11 protein-coding genes are annotated in these 18,881 nt (G+C 62.1%); 6 read left to right on the top strand and 5 right to left on the bottom strand.

The features are described from left to right. Positions 1 to 2: 2 nt before the first annotated feature. The 3 genes from Q1V57_RS07050 to Q1V57_RS07040 form a co-directional block, all read right to left on the bottom strand. Entirely contained in the window at positions 3 to 3,440 is a 3,438-nt protein-coding gene (locus Q1V57_RS07050; protein WP_300529063.1) for an ATP-binding protein, read from the bottom strand. 123 nt (positions 3,441 to 3,563) lie between these two features. Continuing rightward, positions 3,564 to 5,483: a sodium:solute symporter family protein gene (locus Q1V57_RS07045; protein WP_300529061.1), complete on the bottom strand. Its 1,920-nt coding sequence runs from the start codon at positions 5,481 to 5,483 to the stop codon at positions 3,564 to 3,566. Positions 5,484 to 5,492: 9 nt separating this feature from the next. Then, positions 5,493 to 5,795, bottom strand: coding sequence for a DUF4212 domain-containing protein (locus Q1V57_RS07040; protein ID WP_366145103.1), 303 nt, complete (start codon positions 5,793 to 5,795; stop codon positions 5,493 to 5,495). A gap of 252 nt (positions 5,796 to 6,047) precedes the next feature. Here Q1V57_RS07040 and Q1V57_RS07035 point away from each other — a divergent pair, with 252 nt between their 5' ends. From Q1V57_RS07035 to Q1V57_RS07015, 5 genes are all read left to right on the top strand, one after another. Then, positions 6,048 to 7,058 carry a LacI family DNA-binding transcriptional regulator gene (locus Q1V57_RS07035; RefSeq protein WP_300529057.1) on the top strand — a complete coding sequence of 337 codons (1,011 nt, stop codon included), beginning with the start codon at positions 6,048 to 6,050 and terminating at the stop codon, positions 7,056 to 7,058. A gap of 144 nt (positions 7,059 to 7,202) precedes the next feature. Next, positions 7,203 to 10,040 carry a TonB-dependent receptor gene (locus tag Q1V57_RS07030; RefSeq protein WP_300529055.1) on the top strand — a complete coding sequence of 946 codons (2,838 nt, stop codon included), beginning with the start codon at positions 7,203 to 7,205 and terminating at the stop codon, positions 10,038 to 10,040. Positions 10,041 to 10,068: 28 nt separating this feature from the next. Further along, positions 10,069 to 11,049, top strand: a complete 981-nt coding sequence (locus Q1V57_RS07025) for a glycoside hydrolase family 16 protein (protein ID WP_300529052.1) — start codon at positions 10,069 to 10,071, stop codon at positions 11,047 to 11,049. A 42-nt stretch (positions 11,050 to 11,091) separates the two neighbouring features. After that, a complete protein-coding gene (locus Q1V57_RS07020; RefSeq protein WP_300529050.1) occupies positions 11,092 to 12,567 on the top strand; it encodes an MFS transporter in 1,476 nt (491 codons plus the stop codon). A 57-nt stretch (positions 12,568 to 12,624) separates the two neighbouring features. Beyond that, a complete protein-coding gene (locus Q1V57_RS07015; RefSeq protein WP_300529048.1) occupies positions 12,625 to 14,838 on the top strand; it encodes a glycoside hydrolase family 3 N-terminal domain-containing protein in 2,214 nt (737 codons plus the stop codon). Here Q1V57_RS07015 and cysS read toward each other — a convergent pair. After that, positions 14,835 to 16,259 carry a cysteine--tRNA ligase gene (cysS, locus tag Q1V57_RS07010; protein WP_300529046.1) on the bottom strand — a complete coding sequence of 475 codons (1,425 nt, stop codon included), beginning with the start codon at positions 16,257 to 16,259 and terminating at the stop codon, positions 14,835 to 14,837. The genes Q1V57_RS07015 and cysS overlap by 4 nt on opposite strands. Before the next feature lie 146 nt (positions 16,260 to 16,405). Between cysS and Q1V57_RS07005 the strand changes: the two genes are divergently transcribed. Beyond that, the gene (locus Q1V57_RS07005) at positions 16,406 to 17,725 is read left to right on the top strand and encodes an AarF/ABC1/UbiB kinase family protein (RefSeq protein ID WP_300529044.1); all 1,320 of its coding nucleotides are present in this window, start codon (positions 16,406 to 16,408) and stop codon (positions 17,723 to 17,725) included. Here the strand turns inward: Q1V57_RS07005 and Q1V57_RS07000 are convergent. After that, complete coding sequence (locus Q1V57_RS07000; RefSeq protein ID WP_300529042.1) at positions 17,722 to 18,840, bottom strand: CaiB/BaiF CoA-transferase family protein; 1,119 nt, start codon at positions 18,838 to 18,840, stop codon at positions 17,722 to 17,724. The two genes, Q1V57_RS07005 and Q1V57_RS07000, sit on opposite strands and share 4 nt — an antisense overlap. Positions 18,841 to 18,881 lie beyond the last annotated feature (41 nt).

Here is an 18,881-nt window from a genome sequence, read left to right as displayed (position 1 = left end):
GTTCAGGTGTTTGATTTCTGGCGCCGGCGGGTCTGCAGCGCGCTCAAACTGGCCCGAAGGACCGCCGGCGGCACAGGTTTGGCGATGACATCCATACCGAGCCGCTGCGCCGCGGTTTCGACTTCTGCACCTTTCTCAGCCGTTGCCAGCAGGGCAGGTGGCCGGGCCGCCCAGTCCTCGCACAGCCGTTCGAAAACCTCCGGGCCGATTTCGCCCTCATCGAGCCGGTAGTCGATGATGGCAAGATCAGGCGGTGTGTCCGGGAAATGGGTCCTGGCCTCGGCTTCGTCGCGGACGGCTGTGACGTCGCAGCCCCAACGTCCGAGCAATTCTTCAAAGCCTTCCAGAACGGCCGGGTCATTATCGAGGCACATCACCGTGACGCCGCTCAGATCGCGGGCCCGGCTGCGCGTGCGGCGTTTGGGCTTGGGGGCGGCGTCGGGCGCGCAACGCGGCAGCTCGACCTCGAAGACCGAACCGCCATCGGGACCCTCGACAATGCGGATAGGGTGGCCAAGGCGCTGCAAAATCCGGTCGACAATGGCGAGGCCCAATCCGAGACCGCGATCATCGGCCTTGTTGGTCTTGCCGCGCTCGAACTCCTTGAAGATGCGCTCGCGGGCATCCAGCGGAACGCCGGGTCCGGTATCCACCACCTGCAAGGCGATGGATGCGCCGCGCCGCCGGGCCCCGATCAACACGCCGCCGCTCCGGGTATAGCGCACGGCATTGGCGATCAGGTTTTGCAGCACGCTCATCATCAGGCCGCGATCACTCTCCACCCACAGCCCGCTGCGAACACTGCGCAATTCCAGACCCTTTTCGGCGGCTTTTTCGGCCATGGGGGCTGCGGTTTCCGCGATCAGGGCGTCAAGGGAGAACCGGCTGATCTCCGGCGTGACGCCGCCGGCATCGAGGCGGGAAATGTCCAGCAGCGCCCGTAGCAGCTGATCAGCATTCTCGATCGATTGATCAATCCGATTGATCAGGCTTTGGGTGTCTGGTGGCGAGCTTTCGAGCTCGCTCGACAGGGCTGAGGTGAGCAGGCGTGCGGCGGAGAGCGGCTGTAAAAGGTCATGGCTCGCTGCCGCCAGGAAGCGGGTCTTGGACTGGGTTGCGCCTTCGGCCTGGGCGCGGGCGATCTCCAGATCCTCAACCAGCGCCAGCCGCTTGGCGCCCTCCGCTTCCAGCTCGGAGGTGCGCTCGCGGACCTTGTCCTCAAGCGTGGCATAGGCCTCCATCAGCCCTTCCTCGGCGACGCGACGCGCGGTGATGTCCTGATAAACGCCGAAGAAACCCACCACCTCGCCTTCTTCTATGCGGGGCTGATACAGAACCTGCCAGGTCTGGGCTGTGCCTCCGGCTGTATCCCGGGCGATGTCGAAAACCTGGCGCTCGCCCTCAAGAGCCGCGGCGATATACGGCTCGCGGCGGGCGTATTCTTGCTCCGAGAGATACTCGGCAATGCGATGGCCGGTGATGTCCTCGTCAAGGCCGAAATAGTCCAGATAGGCGCGATTGGCGAAGCGCAGGCGCTGGTCCTGGTCGGAGAAAGAGATCAGGGCCGGCACATGATCCATATAGAACTGCACCGAGCGCTCGGTCTCCTCCCGCGCTGTTTCCGAAGTGCGGATAATCTCCGACGTTTCATCGATCAAGGTGACGACATCGCTGGCACTTAACCCGCCTCCGGGTAGGACCTGTGCGATCAGGATTCGGGCTGCCGGAGCCCCCACGGCACGGGCCAGCCGCGCCTCGCACCAGTTGAGCACTTCACGCGGTACCGCGCCGCCGCTGTCGACCGAACGGCCGGCAATGGTGCGCAGTTCAGTGATGGCCTCGCGGGCGCCGGCTTCGCCGAGGACATGCTGGAACAAGGTCTGAAGGTCCGCCAGACGGATCGCTGCTCCGCTTGGGCCCGGTGCCGGCTGCTCCCGTTCGGAGAACCGGGCGGCTTGGACCCGGTCGGTGAGGTGAGCGGGTGAGAAGGCGACAGCGATGATGAAAGCGATCGCATTGCACACCAGGCTGAGCAGCGTCATCCAGGCAAAACCATCCGCGTCGCCGGGCAAGGCGACTGGCGCGCCCGTATAGGACGGCAAGAGAACAAGGGCGAACCAGAGCAGGCTGCCAGTGCAGATGCCGGCGATGGCACCGGCGCGGTTGGCGCGTTTCCAGTAAAGTCCGAAAAGCAGGGCCGGGCCGAGCTGGGCCGCACCGGCGAAGGCCACCAGCCCGATATCAGCAAGCGCCATCTGACGGTCGAGCCCGAGGTGGAAGAGATAGGCGGCCAGCAGCAGGAGCAGGATGGTGGCGCGGCGATAATTGAGCAGGCGCGTGGCCAGGTTGCGCGGCCGGTTCTCAACCCCGCGCTGCAGCAGGATGGGGGCGGCGACGGCATCGACCAGCATGGTCGAGAGGGCCAGGGCGCCGACCGTGATCATCCCGGCCGATGCGGAGAAACCGCCGATAAAGGCCAGCAGGGCCAGGCTGTCCGAGCCCGCAGCGATCGGCAGGGCGAGGACGAAGGCATCCGGATTGGTACCGCCGCTGAGCGTGGTTCCGGCCAGCGCGACCGGTGGGGCAACCAGCGCCACCAGTCCGAGATAAGCCGGAAAGGCCCAGCGCGAGCGGCGCGCATCCTCCGGCTGGCGCGCCTCGACGACCAGCATGTGAAATTGCCGCGGCAGACACAGGGCTGCGAAGCCGGCGAGCAGGGTCAGCACGGCAAAGCGGACATCCAGATCCGGCGCGCGCAGGGACGAGGCGGCGAAGGTGGCCTGTTGCTCAGCGGTCGGCAAACCGTTCCAGATGCTCCAGGCCAGAACGCCCACCGCAATCATGGCAACCAGTTTGACCACCGCCTCGAAGGCGACAGCCAGAACCAGGCCACGATTGCCGCTCGACGTGTCCGGCCGGCGGGCGCCGAACAATATGGCGAAGGCGGCGAAGGCAATTGTCGCCAGCAAGGCCCAGTCAATCTCGCGCGCTTCGCTGCCCACGAGCAGCTCCAGGCTGGTGGCCGTCGATTTCAGCTGCAGGGCGACATAGGGCACGGACGCGACCGCCAGCACGATGGCCGCGAGCGAGCCGACCAGGGCGGACTTGCCGAAACGGGCCGCCAGGAAGTCGGCAATCGAGCCGGTATCATGTTTGCGCCCGAGGCGGACCAGCCGGCGGATAATCGGATAGCCCAGCATGAAAAGCAGGGCCGGACCGAGATAGATCGGCAGATAGTCCCAACCATTGCGCGAGGCTTCGCCAACGGCGCCGTAGAAGGTCCAGCTGGTGCAGTAGACGCCCAGTGAGAGCGCCAATAATCCGCTGCGCAGCCCGGCATGGCGATCCAGCCGGGACGCGTGACGATCACCCCAGGCGGCCAGCATAAACAGGAATGCCGTGTACAGGCCGAGCGTGATGGCGACGGCGTTGATCGACATGCGGCGCAAACCCTCCCCGGCCAAGGCCTTGTGATCATTGCGTGGTCTGCACGGTGGGACAAGCCCAAAGCAAACCGGCCCCGGTCAGCTGACCGGGGCCGGGTATTCGGCTACCGGGCCGACTTATTCAGCCGGTGCGTTGCCGTGCACAGGGTGGGCATGGATGGAGGGGATGCGGATCTCCTCGACCATGTCCTGGACGTCCTGCGGCGGTGTCTTGGTGGCCAGGGCGACGGCGGTTGCGACAGCGAAGCTGACGAACATGCCGACCGTACCGAAGCCTTCCGGCGATATGCCGAGGAACCACTGATCGCTGCTGCCCATCGGGATGTCCGGCAGGACACCGATCAATCCGAGCAGACCGACCAGAACCAGACCGCCTGCGCTATACATCAGTGCTGGGGTCGACTTGCCGGCCTGACGCGTTCCCAGGAAGAGGATCGCGGCAGCGATGGCCAGGATGACGGCGAGCACGCCGAGCACCATGGAAGAGAAGCCGATCTTGAAGTGGACGATGTAAGCGCCGGTCAGCAACAGGCCTGTGCTCATGCCTGCAATCGCGCCTTCCTTGTTCATCCGCTTCCAGAAAATGCCCAGGAAAATGACCGGGAAGAAGCTCGCCGCAGCCAGACCAAAGGCGAAGGCGACGACGGCGGCCACAAAGCCGGGCGGGTAGATGCCGGCCAGAATGGCGATCAGCACAGCGACCACCGCGGCTGAGCGCGCGACCAGCAATTCCTGCGTCTCACTCATGCCCGGCAAGAGCACTTTCTTGCACAGATCGTGAGACACCGCCGAGGAAATCACCATCAACAAACCCGCTGCCGTCGACAGGGCAGCCGCCAGCCCGCCGGCAACCACCAGCCCGATGACCCAGCCCGGCAGATTGCCGATCTCCGGATTGGCCAGCACGAAGATGTCGCGATCGAACGTGGTGACCTCATTGGTCGCCGGATCGGCGCGATACTGGATGCGGCCATCACCATTATGGTCGGTAAAGCCCAGCAATCCGGTGCGTTCCCAATTATAGAACCAGCCCGGCGTAGAGCCTTCCGGCAGGTCTGCAGCCGGGATGTCACCGCGCGCGGCTTCGACCGAATAGGTGCTTTCATTGACCGTATCGATGAAGTTGGAGCGGGCGAAAACAGCCACAGCCGGCGCCGTCGTGTACAGGATGGCGATGAAGACCAGGGCCCAGCCCGCGGATTTACGCGCATCCGATGCCTTGGGCACGGTGAAGAAGCGGATGATGACGTGCGGCAGGCCGGCCGTGCCGACCATCAGGGCCAGCGCGATGGCAAACACGTCGAGCTTGCTTTTCAGCCCTTCCGTATAGGGTTGGAAGCCCAGATCAACCAAAGTGCGGTCGAGGTTGAGCAAGAGGGGGGTGCCGTTTTCCGCATTGCCGACAAAACCCAACTGCGGGATCGGCGTACCGGTGATCTGCAGCGACAGGAAGATAGCCGGAACCATGAAGGCGAAGATGAGCACGCAATACTGCGCCACCTGGGTGTAGGTGATGCCCTTCATACCGCCCAGAACGGCATAGAACAGAACGATGATCGCGCCGACAATGACTCCGATTTCGATCGGAACATGCAGGAAGTTGGAGAAGGCGATACCGACACCGCGCATCTGCCCGGCGATATAGGTAAAGGAGATGAAGAGGGCGCAGATCACCGCAACAATGCGGGCGGCTTGGCTGTAATAGCGATCGCCCACGAAATCCGGCACGGTGAACTTGCCGAATTTGCGCAGATACGGTGCCAGCAGCAGGGCCAAAAGGACATAGCCGCCGGTCCAGCCCATCAGATAGACCGATCCGTCATAGCCGGAGAAGGCGATGATACCGGCCATGGACAGGAATGAGGCGGCGCTCATCCAGTCGGCGGCGGTCGCCATGCCATTGAAAAGCGGCGGCACATCATGGCCGGCCACGTAGAAATCATCTGTTGAACCGGCACGCGCCCAGACGGCGATGCCGATGTAGAGACCGAACGTTGCGATAACGAAGAACGCGGTCCATAGCAGGGTCGAATCCATAACCGCCTCCTAGTCGTTGTCGTCGCTCATGCCGTACTTCTGCTCGATCTTGTGCATGCGATGCACGTAGATGAAGATCAGAGCGACGAAGACGAAAATCGCGCCTTGTTGAGCAAACCAGAAGCCCAGAGGGGCTCCGCCGATCGAGAATTGATCGAGCCATTCACGCGCGAGAATGCCCGCGCCGAAAGACACCGCGAACCAGATCGAGAGCAAAATGCCCATCAGCGTGAGGTTCTCGCGCCAATAAGCTTTGGTGACGTCTTCAGTGACGTCATGATCCTCGGTCCGGGGCGGCGTATTTGTATCCATAATGTCCGTCATTGCTTGCCTCCCGCAAATTGCTGGTTTTCCAGCACCTGGGCAAGATGACAGACCGAATGCCCTGGGGTTAGAGCGACTTTGGTCTAACACCGGGGCTGAATTGCTTCGAAGCGTCCTGTGACACTTAGGTTTTTGCGCTTCGGGCCGTGACGCATTATCCCATAGGAGGGGGCAGCGATTCACCGGACTGGAACACCGGGCGGGTCGCGGCGAACGCTCACGCCAGCTGGATAGGCTTTCATGGCGAATATCTTCGACGTAGCCAAACGCGCCGGGGTTTCGATCAAAACCGTCTCACGCGTCATGAACGATCAGAGCGCTGTTCGTGCGGCGACGCGCGAGCGCGTGCTGAAAGCGATGAAGGAGCTGGATTACAATCCCAGCCACGCCGCGCGCGAGCTGCGCTCCGGCCGCTCGCGGTCGATCGGCATGCTGTTCGGTGACCCCTCAAGCGGCTTCCAGTCCCGCTTCCATCATGCGGCCCTGCAGGCCTGTGACGAGGTCGGCTACTTTCTGGCAGCGGGCCTGTTCGATGAGCGTGCCGATGACTGGGACAAGCAGCTCAGCGCCTTTCTGGCTCGGACCCGGGTCAAGAACATGATTCTGGTCCCGCCGCTGTGTGGGTCCACCGTGCTGCATGACCAGCTCATCGAGCGCGGTGTGTCCTTCGCGCTGATCTCACCGACACAGCCGGTCGAGGGCGCGCCGTCGATCAGCATGGATGATTTCCAGGCGGCCAAGGAAATAACCACCCACCTGCTCGATCTCGGGCACCGCCGTATCGGGCATATTTCCGGTGATGCCGAGCATATCGCGACCAAGCGTCGCCGTGAGGGGTATGACGCGGCTCTTGCTGCGGTGCCGGATGCAGATCGAGATGAGGCGTTGGTGCAGCCGGGCGGGTTCAGTTTCGACGAAGCGCTGGGTGTGGCGGAAGCCATGTTATCCGGGCCGGACCGGCCGACCGCGATCTTTGCCTCCAATGACGAGATGGCGGCAGCGGTCTATTTTGTCGCCAATCGGCTCGATCTGAAGGTTCCTGAAGACCTGTCCGTGGTCGGATTCGACGACATCGCTCTCGCTCGCACCATCTGGCCGCCGCTGACCACTGTGGCCCAGCCTTATGAGGCGATGACCCGCGAAGCGGTGCGCAAATTGACCGGGGCCGGAAGCAAGTCTGAAGTCGACGATCTAACCCTTGGTTATGAATTGAAGATTCGTCAATCCACCGCGGCAGCGCCCAAGCGCTAAACCACGTTCACCCCCTATCTTCTTGTCTAGGCAAAATAAAAATCTGACACAATTGTCTTGACAAGGTTGGACAAAAGCGAGAGCGTTTAGCCTAAGGGCCCATGGACCGAAAAAATTCGGGGGGCATCCGAGGGGAGAAATCTGATGATTTTGCGTGCATTGAAGCAATCCGCCTTGCGTTCCGTTTCGCTTGGCGTTCTTGGTAGTCTGGCGTTGACGCCGGCTGTCATGGCCCAGGAGGCCGACACAGATACCACAACGGACCGGGAAGAGATCACCGTAACCGTTGAACGTCGTGAGATGTCGCTACAAGACCTGGCAGGTACCGCCACCTCGTTCGATGGCGAGGAAATGAAACTGCTGGGCGTCCAGTCCATTGCCGACCTGAACGGCCGCTATCCGGGCCTGCAGATCGGTAACAACCAGGGTAATATCGAGGTCTTTATCCGCGGTGTTGGTTCGACCAACAATACCGAGCTCGGCGAGCCGGCTGCGGCGACCCACATGGACGGTATCTACATTCCGCGTCCGAGCGGTTTCGGTTCCGCCTTCTTTGATATCCAGCGGGTTGAGGTGAATGTTGGTCCGCAGGGTACGCTGCGCGGCCGTAATGCCACTGCCGGGTCGGTCAATGTGATCCCGTGGGGCCCGGGTCTGGGTGTCTTCGATGCGGCTGGCGAAGTCAGCATCGGTAACTTCGGCGAATATTCTGCCGAAGGCGTCATCAACGTTCCGATCACGCAGAACTCGGCTTTCCGTCTCGCCGGTTATGCGCTTGAACGTGACAGCTATTACGAGAATGTGTCGCCCTGCAGCGATGAAATCAGTGTGACCGTCCCGACCTGCGAAAGCGAAGGCGTCGGTGTTGCTGAATCAGCTGAAAACTGGGCCGTTCGCGCGTCCTATCTGATCGAGCCGACTTCGACCTTCCGTCTCACCCTGACCGGTGACTATATCAGCGAAGGCGGTAGCGGCTACACCGGTACCAACTATGCCAACCCGCTGGGCAATGGCGTCCGTCCGGAAGACATTGACGATCCGCGCCGTGTCATCGGTCGCGCTTTCACCCCGGAACTCGACACCGAGCACTGGGGCTTCAAGGCCCATGCCGAGTGGGAAACCGAATGGTTCAACGTCGAATATATCGGCGGCATGCGCGACCTGGTTTATGATTATCAGGCTGCAACCCCGCTCTCGCCGTATTATGACGGCGTGATCGATAACCTGCGCAACCCGTCTGACGGCAACCTGCAGGAAGCTTTCGATAACTTCTCCTTCTTCCAGTCGGTCACCGACTCCGAGTCGACGGTTCACGAGATCCGCTTCTTCGACGAGCTCGACAATGGTTCGGTCTGGAATGCCGGTGTCTTCGTATTCGAAGAAGATCAGCGCACCTTCCTCGGCACCACGGGTGACCGCGGTCTGTTCTTCTCCGGCCTTGAATTCAACCAGCGCACCCAGACGGATGCCTGGGCGGCTTATGCCGATGGCACCTGGGCAGTGCGTGACGATGTCCGCCTGACGGCTGGTATCCGTTACTCGGAAGAGGAAAAGACCCGTACCGGCGTCAACGCCCGTTACGGCTTCGCCATCGGCGGCGCCGGTTATGCCTGCTGCGGCGGCGTACGTGTCGGTACTGAAGGCTTCCAGTTCAATATCTTCGACCGGACCATCTACAACCCGGACACTGACGGGGATGGCCAGGTGACCGACCAAGAAGCGCTCGACTTCTACATGGATGGTGTCCGGACCTTCGGCGCGCGTGACAATGTCGATGACATCTTCGCCAACGGCCCGCTGGTCGGCGTCGACCTCGGCAACCCGACCCAGATCGCGTCCTATCCGACCTGTGTCGACACCATTGCCGGCGACTTCTGGGAATGCCCGAGCACGACCGACGGTATTCCGTGGGATAATGCGGCTGACGGTATCTTCACTTATGCCCTGCCTTTCCCGGGCCAGATCGCACCGCAAAACGGTTTTGCATCGTTTAACTTCATCGACTGGCGTCTGCGCCTGGAGATGGATCTGTCCGATGATCATCTCGTCTACGCGTCCCTAAGCACCGGCCATAATGGCGGTGGCTTCAACGATAACCTTCCGTCAGTTGAAAACGTCACGATCGATCCGGGTGCGGGCAGCCCGCCGGTTCCGTTCGACACTTCCGAACTGGCACCGACCTATGGAGAGGAAAGCGTCCTCGTCTATGAAGTCGGCTCCAAATACGAGTTCGATACGCCGGATGGGCGGGGGTATTTCAATGCTTCGGCCTTCTACTATGACTATTCCGACCTGATCCAGAACGTCCTGCTTTCTGTCGGTCAGATCCTTGATGGTCAGGGTGTTGATCTGGACACGTCCGCAACTCCGGGCTCGCAGCTCGGCACGGTGGTGAACTTCAACTTCAACGCGTCCGACGCCGAGATCTACGGTGCACAGTTCGAGGCCGGTTATGACCTGCCTTACAACATGCAGTGGAAGGGTACCGTCCTGTGGATGCCGGAAGCGCGCATCCAGAACTCCGAGCTGATCGCGGACAGCCGTTTCCAGGCTGACGTGGCACCGGCCCAGGCGATCCCGCAGTCCATCGACGGTTTCCGCCTGCGCCGTACGCCGGAATGGAGCATCCAGACCTCGCTCAGCCAGCGTCTGAATTTCGACCATGGCGATGCCGACTGGATCGTTTCGGTCGGCTACCGCTCCGAGCAGCATCAGGATCTGTTCAACGGCACCATCTATCCGGAGTTTGACTTCGCGAATGATGACCCGCTGCGTCTGAATGACCTGGTCGAGGGCTACACCACGATCGATGCCGGTGCGGGCTACAACCCGGGCGGCAATGAGAAGATCCGCTTTGAGGCTTACGTCCAGAATCTGACGGACGAGCAGCGCGAGCAGGCGATCGTTATCACCCAGTTTGATAACACCCGCTTCTTCTCGCGTCCGCGGACCTTCGGTGTCCGTTTCCGCGTGCGTCGCTAGGGAGGCGTAAGCGATGAGGAGCGGCGTCATGAGAGTAATGGCTGGGGCAATCGGCGCCATCGCGCTCGTGACGCCCTCCGCAATCGCGGCCTGCGACGGCCAGGGCGGGATCTCGGAAGAGACCTCCTCCTGGCGGCTGGTCTGGTCGGACGAGTTTGATGGTGACACCATCGATGCCGAACGCTGGAATCGCGAGGTTGATTGTTGGGGCGGTGGTAATGATGAGCGGCAGTGCTACACGCCGTTCGATCAGAATTCCCGCGTCGATGATGGCTGCCTCGTGATCGAGGCCCGGCTGGGCGAAGCCACGGGTCCGGCCTGGCCTGCGCATATGCGCGAGGGCATGTCGGAAGAGCAAAGGGCCGAGACCAATACTCAGCCCTTTACCTCGGCCCGTCTGAATACCCGCGGGAAGGGCGACTGGCGCTATGGGCGGATCGAAGTCCGCGCCCGCCTGCCCGAAGGTCAGGGCACCTGGCCGGCGATCTGGATGTTGCCGACGGACGAGTATTACGGCCCCTGGGCCCTGTCCGGCGAAATCGACATCCTGGAAGCGGTCAATCTCGGCGAGCGTTGCCGGGAATGCCGCGGCCGCCTTGAGAATCGCATGTTCGGCACGCTCCACTTCGGTGGCGCCTGGCCGGAAAACCGCTATATGAACCGCAATACAACGATCCCGACGGGTCCGGATAACGAACAGCAATTCAACGTGTTCGCGATTGAATGGACTGAAGGCGAGATCGAGTGGTTCCTCAATGGCGAAAGCTATGGAAGCCTGACGCCGACAAACTGGCGCACCGATAGCGAACTTGCCGACGGCAATCCCAATGCGCCGTTCGACAAGGAGTTCTTCCTGATCCTCAATCTGGCGATCGGCGGCAATCTCGCTGAAAGCCTGACGCTGGGCGGTGTCCGCCTTGAGGGCTATCCCAAACAATTCCTGATTGACTGGGTGCGGGTCTATGACTGCCCGCAAGACCTGGAAACGGCGCGCGCCTGCGCCAGCTGACGTGTGGCCCCTTAAGCGGGGCCCACGAGACAGGATTATCCCATGAGCCAGACTGCGACTAAAACGCGTCCCGAAGATCGCGTTTCCTTTGCGCATAGGCTTGCCTATGGGTCCGGTGCCTTCGCCAACAATTTGCTGGCGGGCGTGTTTGGCGGGCTAGCTATCGTGTTGAACCTTGGACTCGGTATGGACCCGGTTCTCGCGGGTATCGCCACCGGGTTACTGCCTCGCATGTTCGATGCCTTCACGGACCCGGTCATGGGTTATGTGTCGGATAATACCCAAACGCGGTGGGGGCGCCGCCGGCCCTACATTTTTGTCGGCGCGATCCTGGTAGCGATCGCCTTGGCGCTGGTCTGGCAGATGCCGGACGGGCAAAGCGACAGCTTCTATTTCTGGTGGTTCCTGGTCGGGTCCTTGGCCTTCTACCTAGCCTATACCGTCTTCGCGACGCCATGGGTTGCGCTGGGATATGAGCTGACCCCCGATTATGACGAGCGATCCCGGCTGATGGGGACGCAGAATTTCATTGGCCAGCTCGCCTATTTCATACCGCCCTGGTTGCTGGCGATCATGACCTACGAGCCGCTCTTCGAGAACATGGTTGATGGCGCGGCCGCTGTCGCTCTGGTAACTGCGGTTCTGGTCCTTTGCCTCGGATTGGTGCCGGCAATATTCCTGCGTGAACGCTTGGCCGGCATTGCCGCCAAGGAGTCGGCTGCGCGTCATACTGATAAACTGAGTGGGATCAGGGCGCTGTTCCGAACGGTCGGTGATTTCTTCAAGAGTTTTGTCGCGGCATTGAGTTTTGTTCCCTTCTTGAAACTCTGCTTGGCGACCTTCCTGATCTTCAACGGCTTCATCATGATTGCCGCATTCCAAACCTACGTGATCATCTATTACGTGATGGGAGGCGATCAGGCGGCTGGGGCGCTCTGGGCCGGTTATGCCGGCACGGTGGCAACTTTTGCGACCTTCGGGGTCGTCGCTTTTGTTGCCTGGCTCGCCACAAAGATCGGCAAGCGCCGTGCTTTCGCAGTATCCACCGGCATCTCCATGCTCGGCTATCTGGCGAAATGGTTCTGCTATAATCCTGAAGTGCCGTGGCTGGTTCTATTGCCTGGACCGCTCCTGGCGTTCGGACTTGGCGGCCTTTTCACCCTGATGCCGTCTATGATGGCCGATGTTGTTGATCTTGATGAGCTCAAAACTCACGAACGACGCGAGGGCATGTTTGGCTCAATGTACTGGTGGGTCGTCAAACTGGGCATGTCCGTTGCCCTGGTCGGTGGCGGCTTCCTGCTGAATGCGACGGGCTTCGATGTCGATTTGGGCGCGGAACAGAGCGAGCAGACCCTGTTGATGTTGCGCATCTTCGATGTTGGCGTTCCCTTTATTGCGTCCGCGATTGCCATCTACACGATCTCAACGCTCGATGTTACGCGGGAGACGATGCACCAGGTTCGCCTGAAGCTGGAAAGCCGTCGCGGTGTGCCGGACGCGGTACCAGCCGAATAACTCAACTGAACACTCCACCCGGCGGCTTTGACCGCCGAGAAGAACGGGAAAGCCGTCATGGGCAATGCACAAGAAGTCAGCGCCGCGGGCAATGATAACGGCATCGAGAGCCGCATCCGCGATCTCCTCGAGCGGATGACGCTGGAGCAGAAGATCGGCCAGCTCAACCAGGTCCAGGCCTGGGGCGATAATATCGTTGAAAGCCTTGCTCCGGCCATTCGCGCCGGTCGCGTCGGCTCTGTGATCAATATTGTCGATCCGAATGTCATCAACGCACTGCAGCACATTGCCGTGCATGAGAGCGAGCATGGCATTCCGCTCCTGATCGCCCGCGATGTCATCCATGGCTATCACACGGTGGCGCCGCTGCCGATCGGCCAGGCGGCGAGCTGGAATCCGGAAGTGGTCCGCGCCTGTGCCCGCCTGTCGGCCCAGGAGGCCAGCGCCTTTGGCGTCAACTGGACCTTCGCGCCGATGATCGACATTTCGCGCGATCCGCGTTGGGGCCGTATCGCCGAAAGCCTGGGTGAAGATCCCTATCTCACCGGCGTTCTGGGGGCGGCGATGGTCGAGGGCTTCCAGGTCAGCGAAACCGGAGGCGCGGACACGCTGGTGGCTTGCGCCAAGCATTTTGCCGGTTATGGAGCGTCTGAGGCCGGCCGCGACTACAACACGACCAATATTCCGGAAAACGAGCTGCGCAATGTCTACCTGCCGCCCTTCTTCGCGGCGGTAGAGGCTGGGGTCGGCACCTTCATGACCTCGTTCAGCGATATTGATGGCATCCCGGCGACCGCGAGCGATTTCCTGCTCGACCAGGTGCTGCGCAAGGAATGGTCGTTCGACGGTGCCGTGGTCAGCGACTGGGATTCCATCCACCAGCTCGTCGTCCACGGCTTCAGTGAAAATGATGTCGAGGCAACCTATGAGGCCGCGACGGCAGGGGTCGAGATCGACATGATCGGCGGCGTCTATGAACGTCACCTGCCGGAGCTTGTGCACCAGGGGCGGGTTTCCATGCAGCGCGTGGATGAGTTGGTCGGCAATGTCCTGCGGGTGAAATTCCGGGCGGGCCTGATGGACCGGGATGTGACTGAGCTGCCTTCTGTGCCGCCGCGGATGACGGCCCTCAACATGGCGCGTGAGGCGGCCGAACAAAGCCTTGTCCTGCTGCGCAATGAACACGGCACACTTCCGCTCAACGCTGAAACCCTCTCCTCCATCGCCGTGATCGGCCCGCTCGCCGATGAGCCGGCGGAGCAGTTGGGCACCTGGGTGTTTGACGGGGATGCGGAGCGCAGTGTGACACCGCTCGCGGCGCTCAATTCCATGCTCGAAGGCACGGTCGAAATCCGTCACGTGCGTGGCCTGGAAACCACCCGTTCCAAGGACAAGGGCGGCTTTGACGAGGCGCTGTGCGCTGCTGAACAGTCCGATGCGGTCGTGCTGTTCATCGGCGAAGAGGCCATCTTGTCCGGTGAAGCCCACTGTCGCGCCGACATCACTTTGCCGGGCGTGCAAGAAGACCTGATCCGCCATCTCCGCAGCGCCGGCAAACCGGTCATCGGGGTTGTGCTGGCGGGCCGTCCGCTGGCACTGGGCGGGATTATCGATGGCTTTGACGCGCTCATCTATGCTTGGCATCCCGGCACGATGGGCGGACCGGCGATTGCCGACACGCTGTTTGGCCGCGTCGTGCCGTCGGGCAAGCTGCCGGTCAGCTTCCCGACCATGTCCGGCCAGGTGCCGATCTATTACGGCTACAAGCAGACCGGTCGTCCGGCGACACCCGACACGGTGATCCATATCGACGAAATCCCGGCCGCTGCCACCCAGACCTCCCTGGGCATGACGACCTTCCACCTCGATGCCGGATACGAGCCGCTCTTCCCCTTCGGTTTCGGGCTGAGCTACACCGATTTTGCCTACACGGATCTGGCGCTGGACCGGCACCATATCCGTATGGGTGAGAGCGTGGTCGCCGAGATTACCCTGACCAATAGCGGTGCGGTTGCCGGTGCCGAAGTGGTGCAGCTCTACATCCGCGACCGTTTTGCCAGCCTGACCCGGCCGATCCGTGAGCTGAAGCGGTTCGAGCGGGTGACGCTGGAGCCGGGTGAAAGCCGCCGTGTGCGCTTCGAGCTGCACACGGATGATCTCGCCTTCTTCCGCCGCAACAAGACCTATGGCGCAGAGCCGGGTGCATTCGACCTGTGGATCGGTGGCGATTCCACCACCGATCTCGGGACCGAGTTCCACATCGACGCTTAGGCCTTGGCCGCTTCCAGCTTGGGGCCGTCCGGCGTGTCGACAATGACATAGCCGGCGGCCGCAATAGCATCGCGCAGGCGATCCGCTTCGGCCCAGTTCTTGTCCTGGCGCGCCTGCTGGCGTGCATCCAGCATGGCCTGAACATCCTCGCCGGCATCGCTGTCGCTTTCCTCGACATAGGGCTCGAGCAAGCTGAGCCCGAATACGCCGTCAAAGGTTTTGACCAGGGCCAGTTTCTGATCCGCGCTCAAGGCGTCATCGCTGATCGCCGCCTGCAAATGTGTCAGGGCCGCCGGCGTGGCGAGGTCGTCATAGAGCGCCGTTCGGATCAGCGTGTCATACTTGGCACTGCCTGCGTCCGCCGTGATGTCGGTAATCGCGTCTGCATCGCCCTGGTCGAGCAGGGCGGTGACGGCCAGGCGCATGCGGCGGTATTGCGTCGCCGCTCCGTCGAGCACGTCCCAGCTGAACTTCATCGCCGTACGGTAATGCGCCTTCAGGCAGAGCAGACGGAAGGCGAGCGGGTCATAGCCGCGCTCTTCCAGCGCGAAAACCGTCAGGAAGTCGCCAGACGACTTGGACATTTTGATATCGTCGAGCAGGCGCAAGAACTCGCTGTGCAGCCAGAATTTGGCAAAGGGCGCCTTGCCGGTCGCGCATTCGCTCTGGCAGATCTCGTTGGTGTGGTGCACCGGGATGTGGTCGATCCCGCCGGTATGGATGTCGAACTGATCGCCGAGATAATGCGCCGACATGGCCGAGCATTCGATATGCCAGCCCGGAAAGCCGACGCCCCAGGGGCTGTCCCACTCCATCTGGCGTTTTTCGCCACGCGAGAATTTCCAAAGCGCGAAATCCGTCTTGCAGTGCTTGGCCCCGAGATCGACACGCTCGCCGCCGCGCAGACCGTCCAGGTCAAGGCGCGCCAGCTTGCCGTAATCATCGATCTTGGTGGTGTCGAAATAGACGGCTTCGTCTGTCGTGTAGGCGAAGCCCTTTTCTTCGAGCTGCTCGATCATGGTGATCTGCTGGGCGATGTGATCAGTCGCGCGGCAGACGATGTTCGGGCGCTTGATGTTGAGCTTTTCCGACTGCTCGAAGAAGGAAACCGTGTAGCGCTCGGCGATATCCCAGGCCGTGATACCTTCACGCGCCGCGCCGACTTCCATCTTGTCGTCGCCTTCATCCTCATCGGAGGTGAGGTGGCCGACATCGGTGATATTCATCACGTGCTTCACGTCCAGACCGGACAGGCGCAGCGTGCGCACCAGTACATCGGCGGCGACATAGGCGCGCATATTGCCGATATGGGCGTGGTGATAGACGGTCGGCCCACACGTATAGATGCCCGCCTTACCCGCTTCGATGGGATCGAAGACCTCGGTTGAGCGCGACATCGTATTGAAGAGTTTCACTTCCACTGGACCGGTCCTGTTGGTTGGAAAAGGCTTGCAGGCAAGGGCGCTTCTCTAGCTTGAACAGGGCGGGGCGGCAAGCTGACGCGGCGGTGCAGGCTTGCCCGCAATATCGCAAAAACTAGCTCTCGATTGCCAGCGATGTGAGCGATATGAGCAAACCGGATCAAGATAACGGCGTGGCCGTGCCGAAAGGGCGCCTCAATCGGCTCGCCCGGCTGGGTTCCGTGGCCACAGATGTCGGCCTCAATGTGCTCTCCGGCAGTATCTCGGCGCTGGCATCGGGCGATCGGCCGGACCTGCGCGCCATTGCCCTGTCACCGCGCAATGCGCACAAGCTGGCGGGCGAACTGGCCAGGATGCGCGGCGCGGCAATGAAGGTGGGGCAGTTGATCTCGATGGATGCCGGTGACCTCTTGCCGCCGGAATTTGCCGAGGTGCTCGCCCGCTTGCGCGCTGATGCGAGGCCGATGCCGCCAAAACAACTCAAACAAGTTCTCAACGCTGCCTGGGGTGAGCGCTGGCTGTCTCGTTTCAAGCGGTTTGACCCCCGTCCGCTGGCCGCCGCCTCGATCGGGCAAGTGCATCGCGCCGTGACCCGGGACGGGCGCGATCTGGCAATCAAGGTTCAATTCCCGGGCGTCGCCGAGAGTATCGACAGTGATGTCGACAATCTCGGCGCCCTGACCGCGGCCTCCGGCTTGCTGCCGCGCCAGGTCGACATCAAGCCGCTGTTGGCTGAGGCCAAGCTGCAATTGCATGAAGAGGCGGATTATCTCGCCGAGGCCGGACATCTGGCTCGTTTCCATGACTGGCTGGAAGCCGATGAGCGTTATCGCCTGCCGCGCCCGGATGCCGAGCTTTCCGGCCGCACCATTCTGGCCATGGATTACATCGACTCTGTACCGCTCGAGGCGCTTGAGGCCGAGCGCCAGGGAGTGCGCGACCGGATAGTGGGCGACCTGTTTGCCCTGCTTTTTCGTGAGCTGTTCGAGCTGGGTGCGATCCAGTCCGATCCGAACCTGGCCAATTATCGCTATGACCCGGAGCGCGCTTGTCTCGTCCTGCTCGATTTCGGCGCGGTGCGCTCGCTCCCCGAGGGGCTGGTTGCCGGCTATCGCGCGCTGCTCCGGGCCGGTGCCGAAGCGGATGCCGGCGCCTTGCGCGCCGCGGCCAGCCAGATCGGCTATTTCGACGCGGAGACGCCGTCTGATCAGCTCGAGCTGCTGCTCAAGATCATGATGGCGGCCGCTGCCCCGCTGCGTGCTGAGGGCGGGTTTGATTTCGCCGCGTCAGATCTGGCGGGCGAGCTGCGCGATGACGGCATGAGGCTGGGTCTGGAGCTGGGCTATCGCCACCTTCCCCCGATTGATGCGCTCTACCTGCACCGCAAGTTCGGCGGCCTCTACCTGCTCGCCCGGCGCCTGCGCGCCCGTGTCGATATCGCGGCGCTCGCCCGTCCCTATCTTTAGAGCCAGTCCGGGGCGTCCCGGCCGAGCGCCGGCGCGCCGCCGGTCACCGTGGCGGAGCGGGAAAAGCGGATGGGGGAGTTCAGGCCGTACTCCCCGACCAGGCCGCGGGCGGTGATCTGCGGGTCCTTCAGCGCATCCTCAACGCTGTTGATCGGTCCGGCCGGTACGGTCGCGGCTTCCAGCGCCTTGAGGAGCTCGTCGCGCGTCCATTGCGCGGTCAGCGTGCTGATCGCCTCGCCGAGCGCGTCGCGGTCCTTGATGCGGCCAGTATTGCCGGACCATTCCGGCTTGGCCTCAAGGCCCACCACCTGGCAGAAGCGCTCGAACTGTTTGTCATTGCCCACGGCGAGGATGATCCAGCCATCGCTGACCGGTACGGCCTCATAGGGCGTGATATTGGGGTGACGATTGCCCATGCGTTTCGGTGTCTGGCCGGAGGCGAGATAATTCATTGCCTGGTTGGCCAGCACACCGGTCATGCAATCGAGCAGCGACATGTCGATATGCTGACCCAGCCCGCTTTTCTCGCGCTCGGCGAGGGCCGCCTGGATGGCGATGGTGCTGTACAGCCCGGTGAAGACATCGGCGAAGGCAACGCCCATTTTCTGCGGCGGCCCGTCCGGCTCACCGGTCAGGTCCATAACCCCGCTCATGGCCTGGATGATGAAGTCATAGCCGGCCCGGTCGGCATAGGGACCGGTCTGGCCAAAACCGGTTATGGAGCAATAGATCAGACGCGGATTGAGAGCGGCAAGGCTGTCATAGTCCAGCCCGTACTGGGCCAGTCCGCCGCGCTTGAAATTCTCGATCACTACATCGGCGTCCGCCACCAGGCGGCGGACGGTATCGCGGCCGGTCTCGGTCCGGAAATCCACTATGGCGGACCGTTTGCCGCGATTGCAGGCGTGGAAATAGGCGGCACTGGTCTCGCCATCCTCGCCTTCGATAAAGGGCGGTCCCCATTTGCGGGTGTCATCGCCGTCCGGGCTTTCAATCTTCAGCACATCAGCGCCGAGATCGGCCAGGGTCTGTCCGGCCCAGGGTCCGGCCAGAATGCGGGCGAGTTCAAGAACACGCAGGCCGGCCAGCGGTGCTTTGGAGGTGGTATCGCTCATACCGACTGTTTAGCCAGCACAGCACCGCTCTGTCGAGTGGG

Origin of the sequence: Maricaulis sp. (assembly GCF_030149425.1) — a bacterium.
Taxonomy (GTDB): domain Bacteria; phylum Pseudomonadota; class Alphaproteobacteria; order Caulobacterales; family Maricaulaceae; genus Maricaulis.
The sequence above is the reverse complement of the archived record's forward strand: the minus strand, read 5'-3'. Positions and strand labels throughout refer to the sequence as shown.

Coding starts and splice junctions, on each gene's coding strand:
- Q1V57_RS07040 (WP_366145103.1), bottom strand. CDS start 5,795: ATGGATACAAATACGCCGCCCCGGACCGAGGATCATGACGTCACTGAA.
- Q1V57_RS07025 (WP_300529052.1), top strand. CDS start 10,069: ATGAGAGTAATGGCTGGGGCAATCGGCGCCATCGCGCTCGTGACGCCC.
- Q1V57_RS07030 (WP_300529055.1), top strand. CDS start 7,203: ATGATTTTGCGTGCATTGAAGCAATCCGCCTTGCGTTCCGTTTCGCTT.
- Q1V57_RS07035 (WP_300529057.1), top strand. CDS start 6,048: ATGGCGAATATCTTCGACGTAGCCAAACGCGCCGGGGTTTCGATCAAA.
- Q1V57_RS07050 (WP_300529063.1), bottom strand. CDS start 3,440: ATGTCGATCAACGCCGTCGCCATCACGCTCGGCCTGTACACGGCATTC.
- Q1V57_RS07005 (WP_300529044.1), top strand. CDS start 16,406: ATGAGCAAACCGGATCAAGATAACGGCGTGGCCGTGCCGAAAGGGCGC.
- Q1V57_RS07015 (WP_300529048.1), top strand. CDS start 12,625: ATGGGCAATGCACAAGAAGTCAGCGCCGCGGGCAATGATAACGGCATC.
- Q1V57_RS07000 (WP_300529042.1), bottom strand. CDS start 18,840: ATGAGCGATACCACCTCCAAAGCACCGCTGGCCGGCCTGCGTGTTCTT.
- Q1V57_RS07020 (WP_300529050.1), top strand. CDS start 11,092: ATGAGCCAGACTGCGACTAAAACGCGTCCCGAAGATCGCGTTTCCTTT.
- Q1V57_RS07045 (WP_300529061.1), bottom strand. CDS start 5,483: ATGGATTCGACCCTGCTATGGACCGCGTTCTTCGTTATCGCAACGTTC.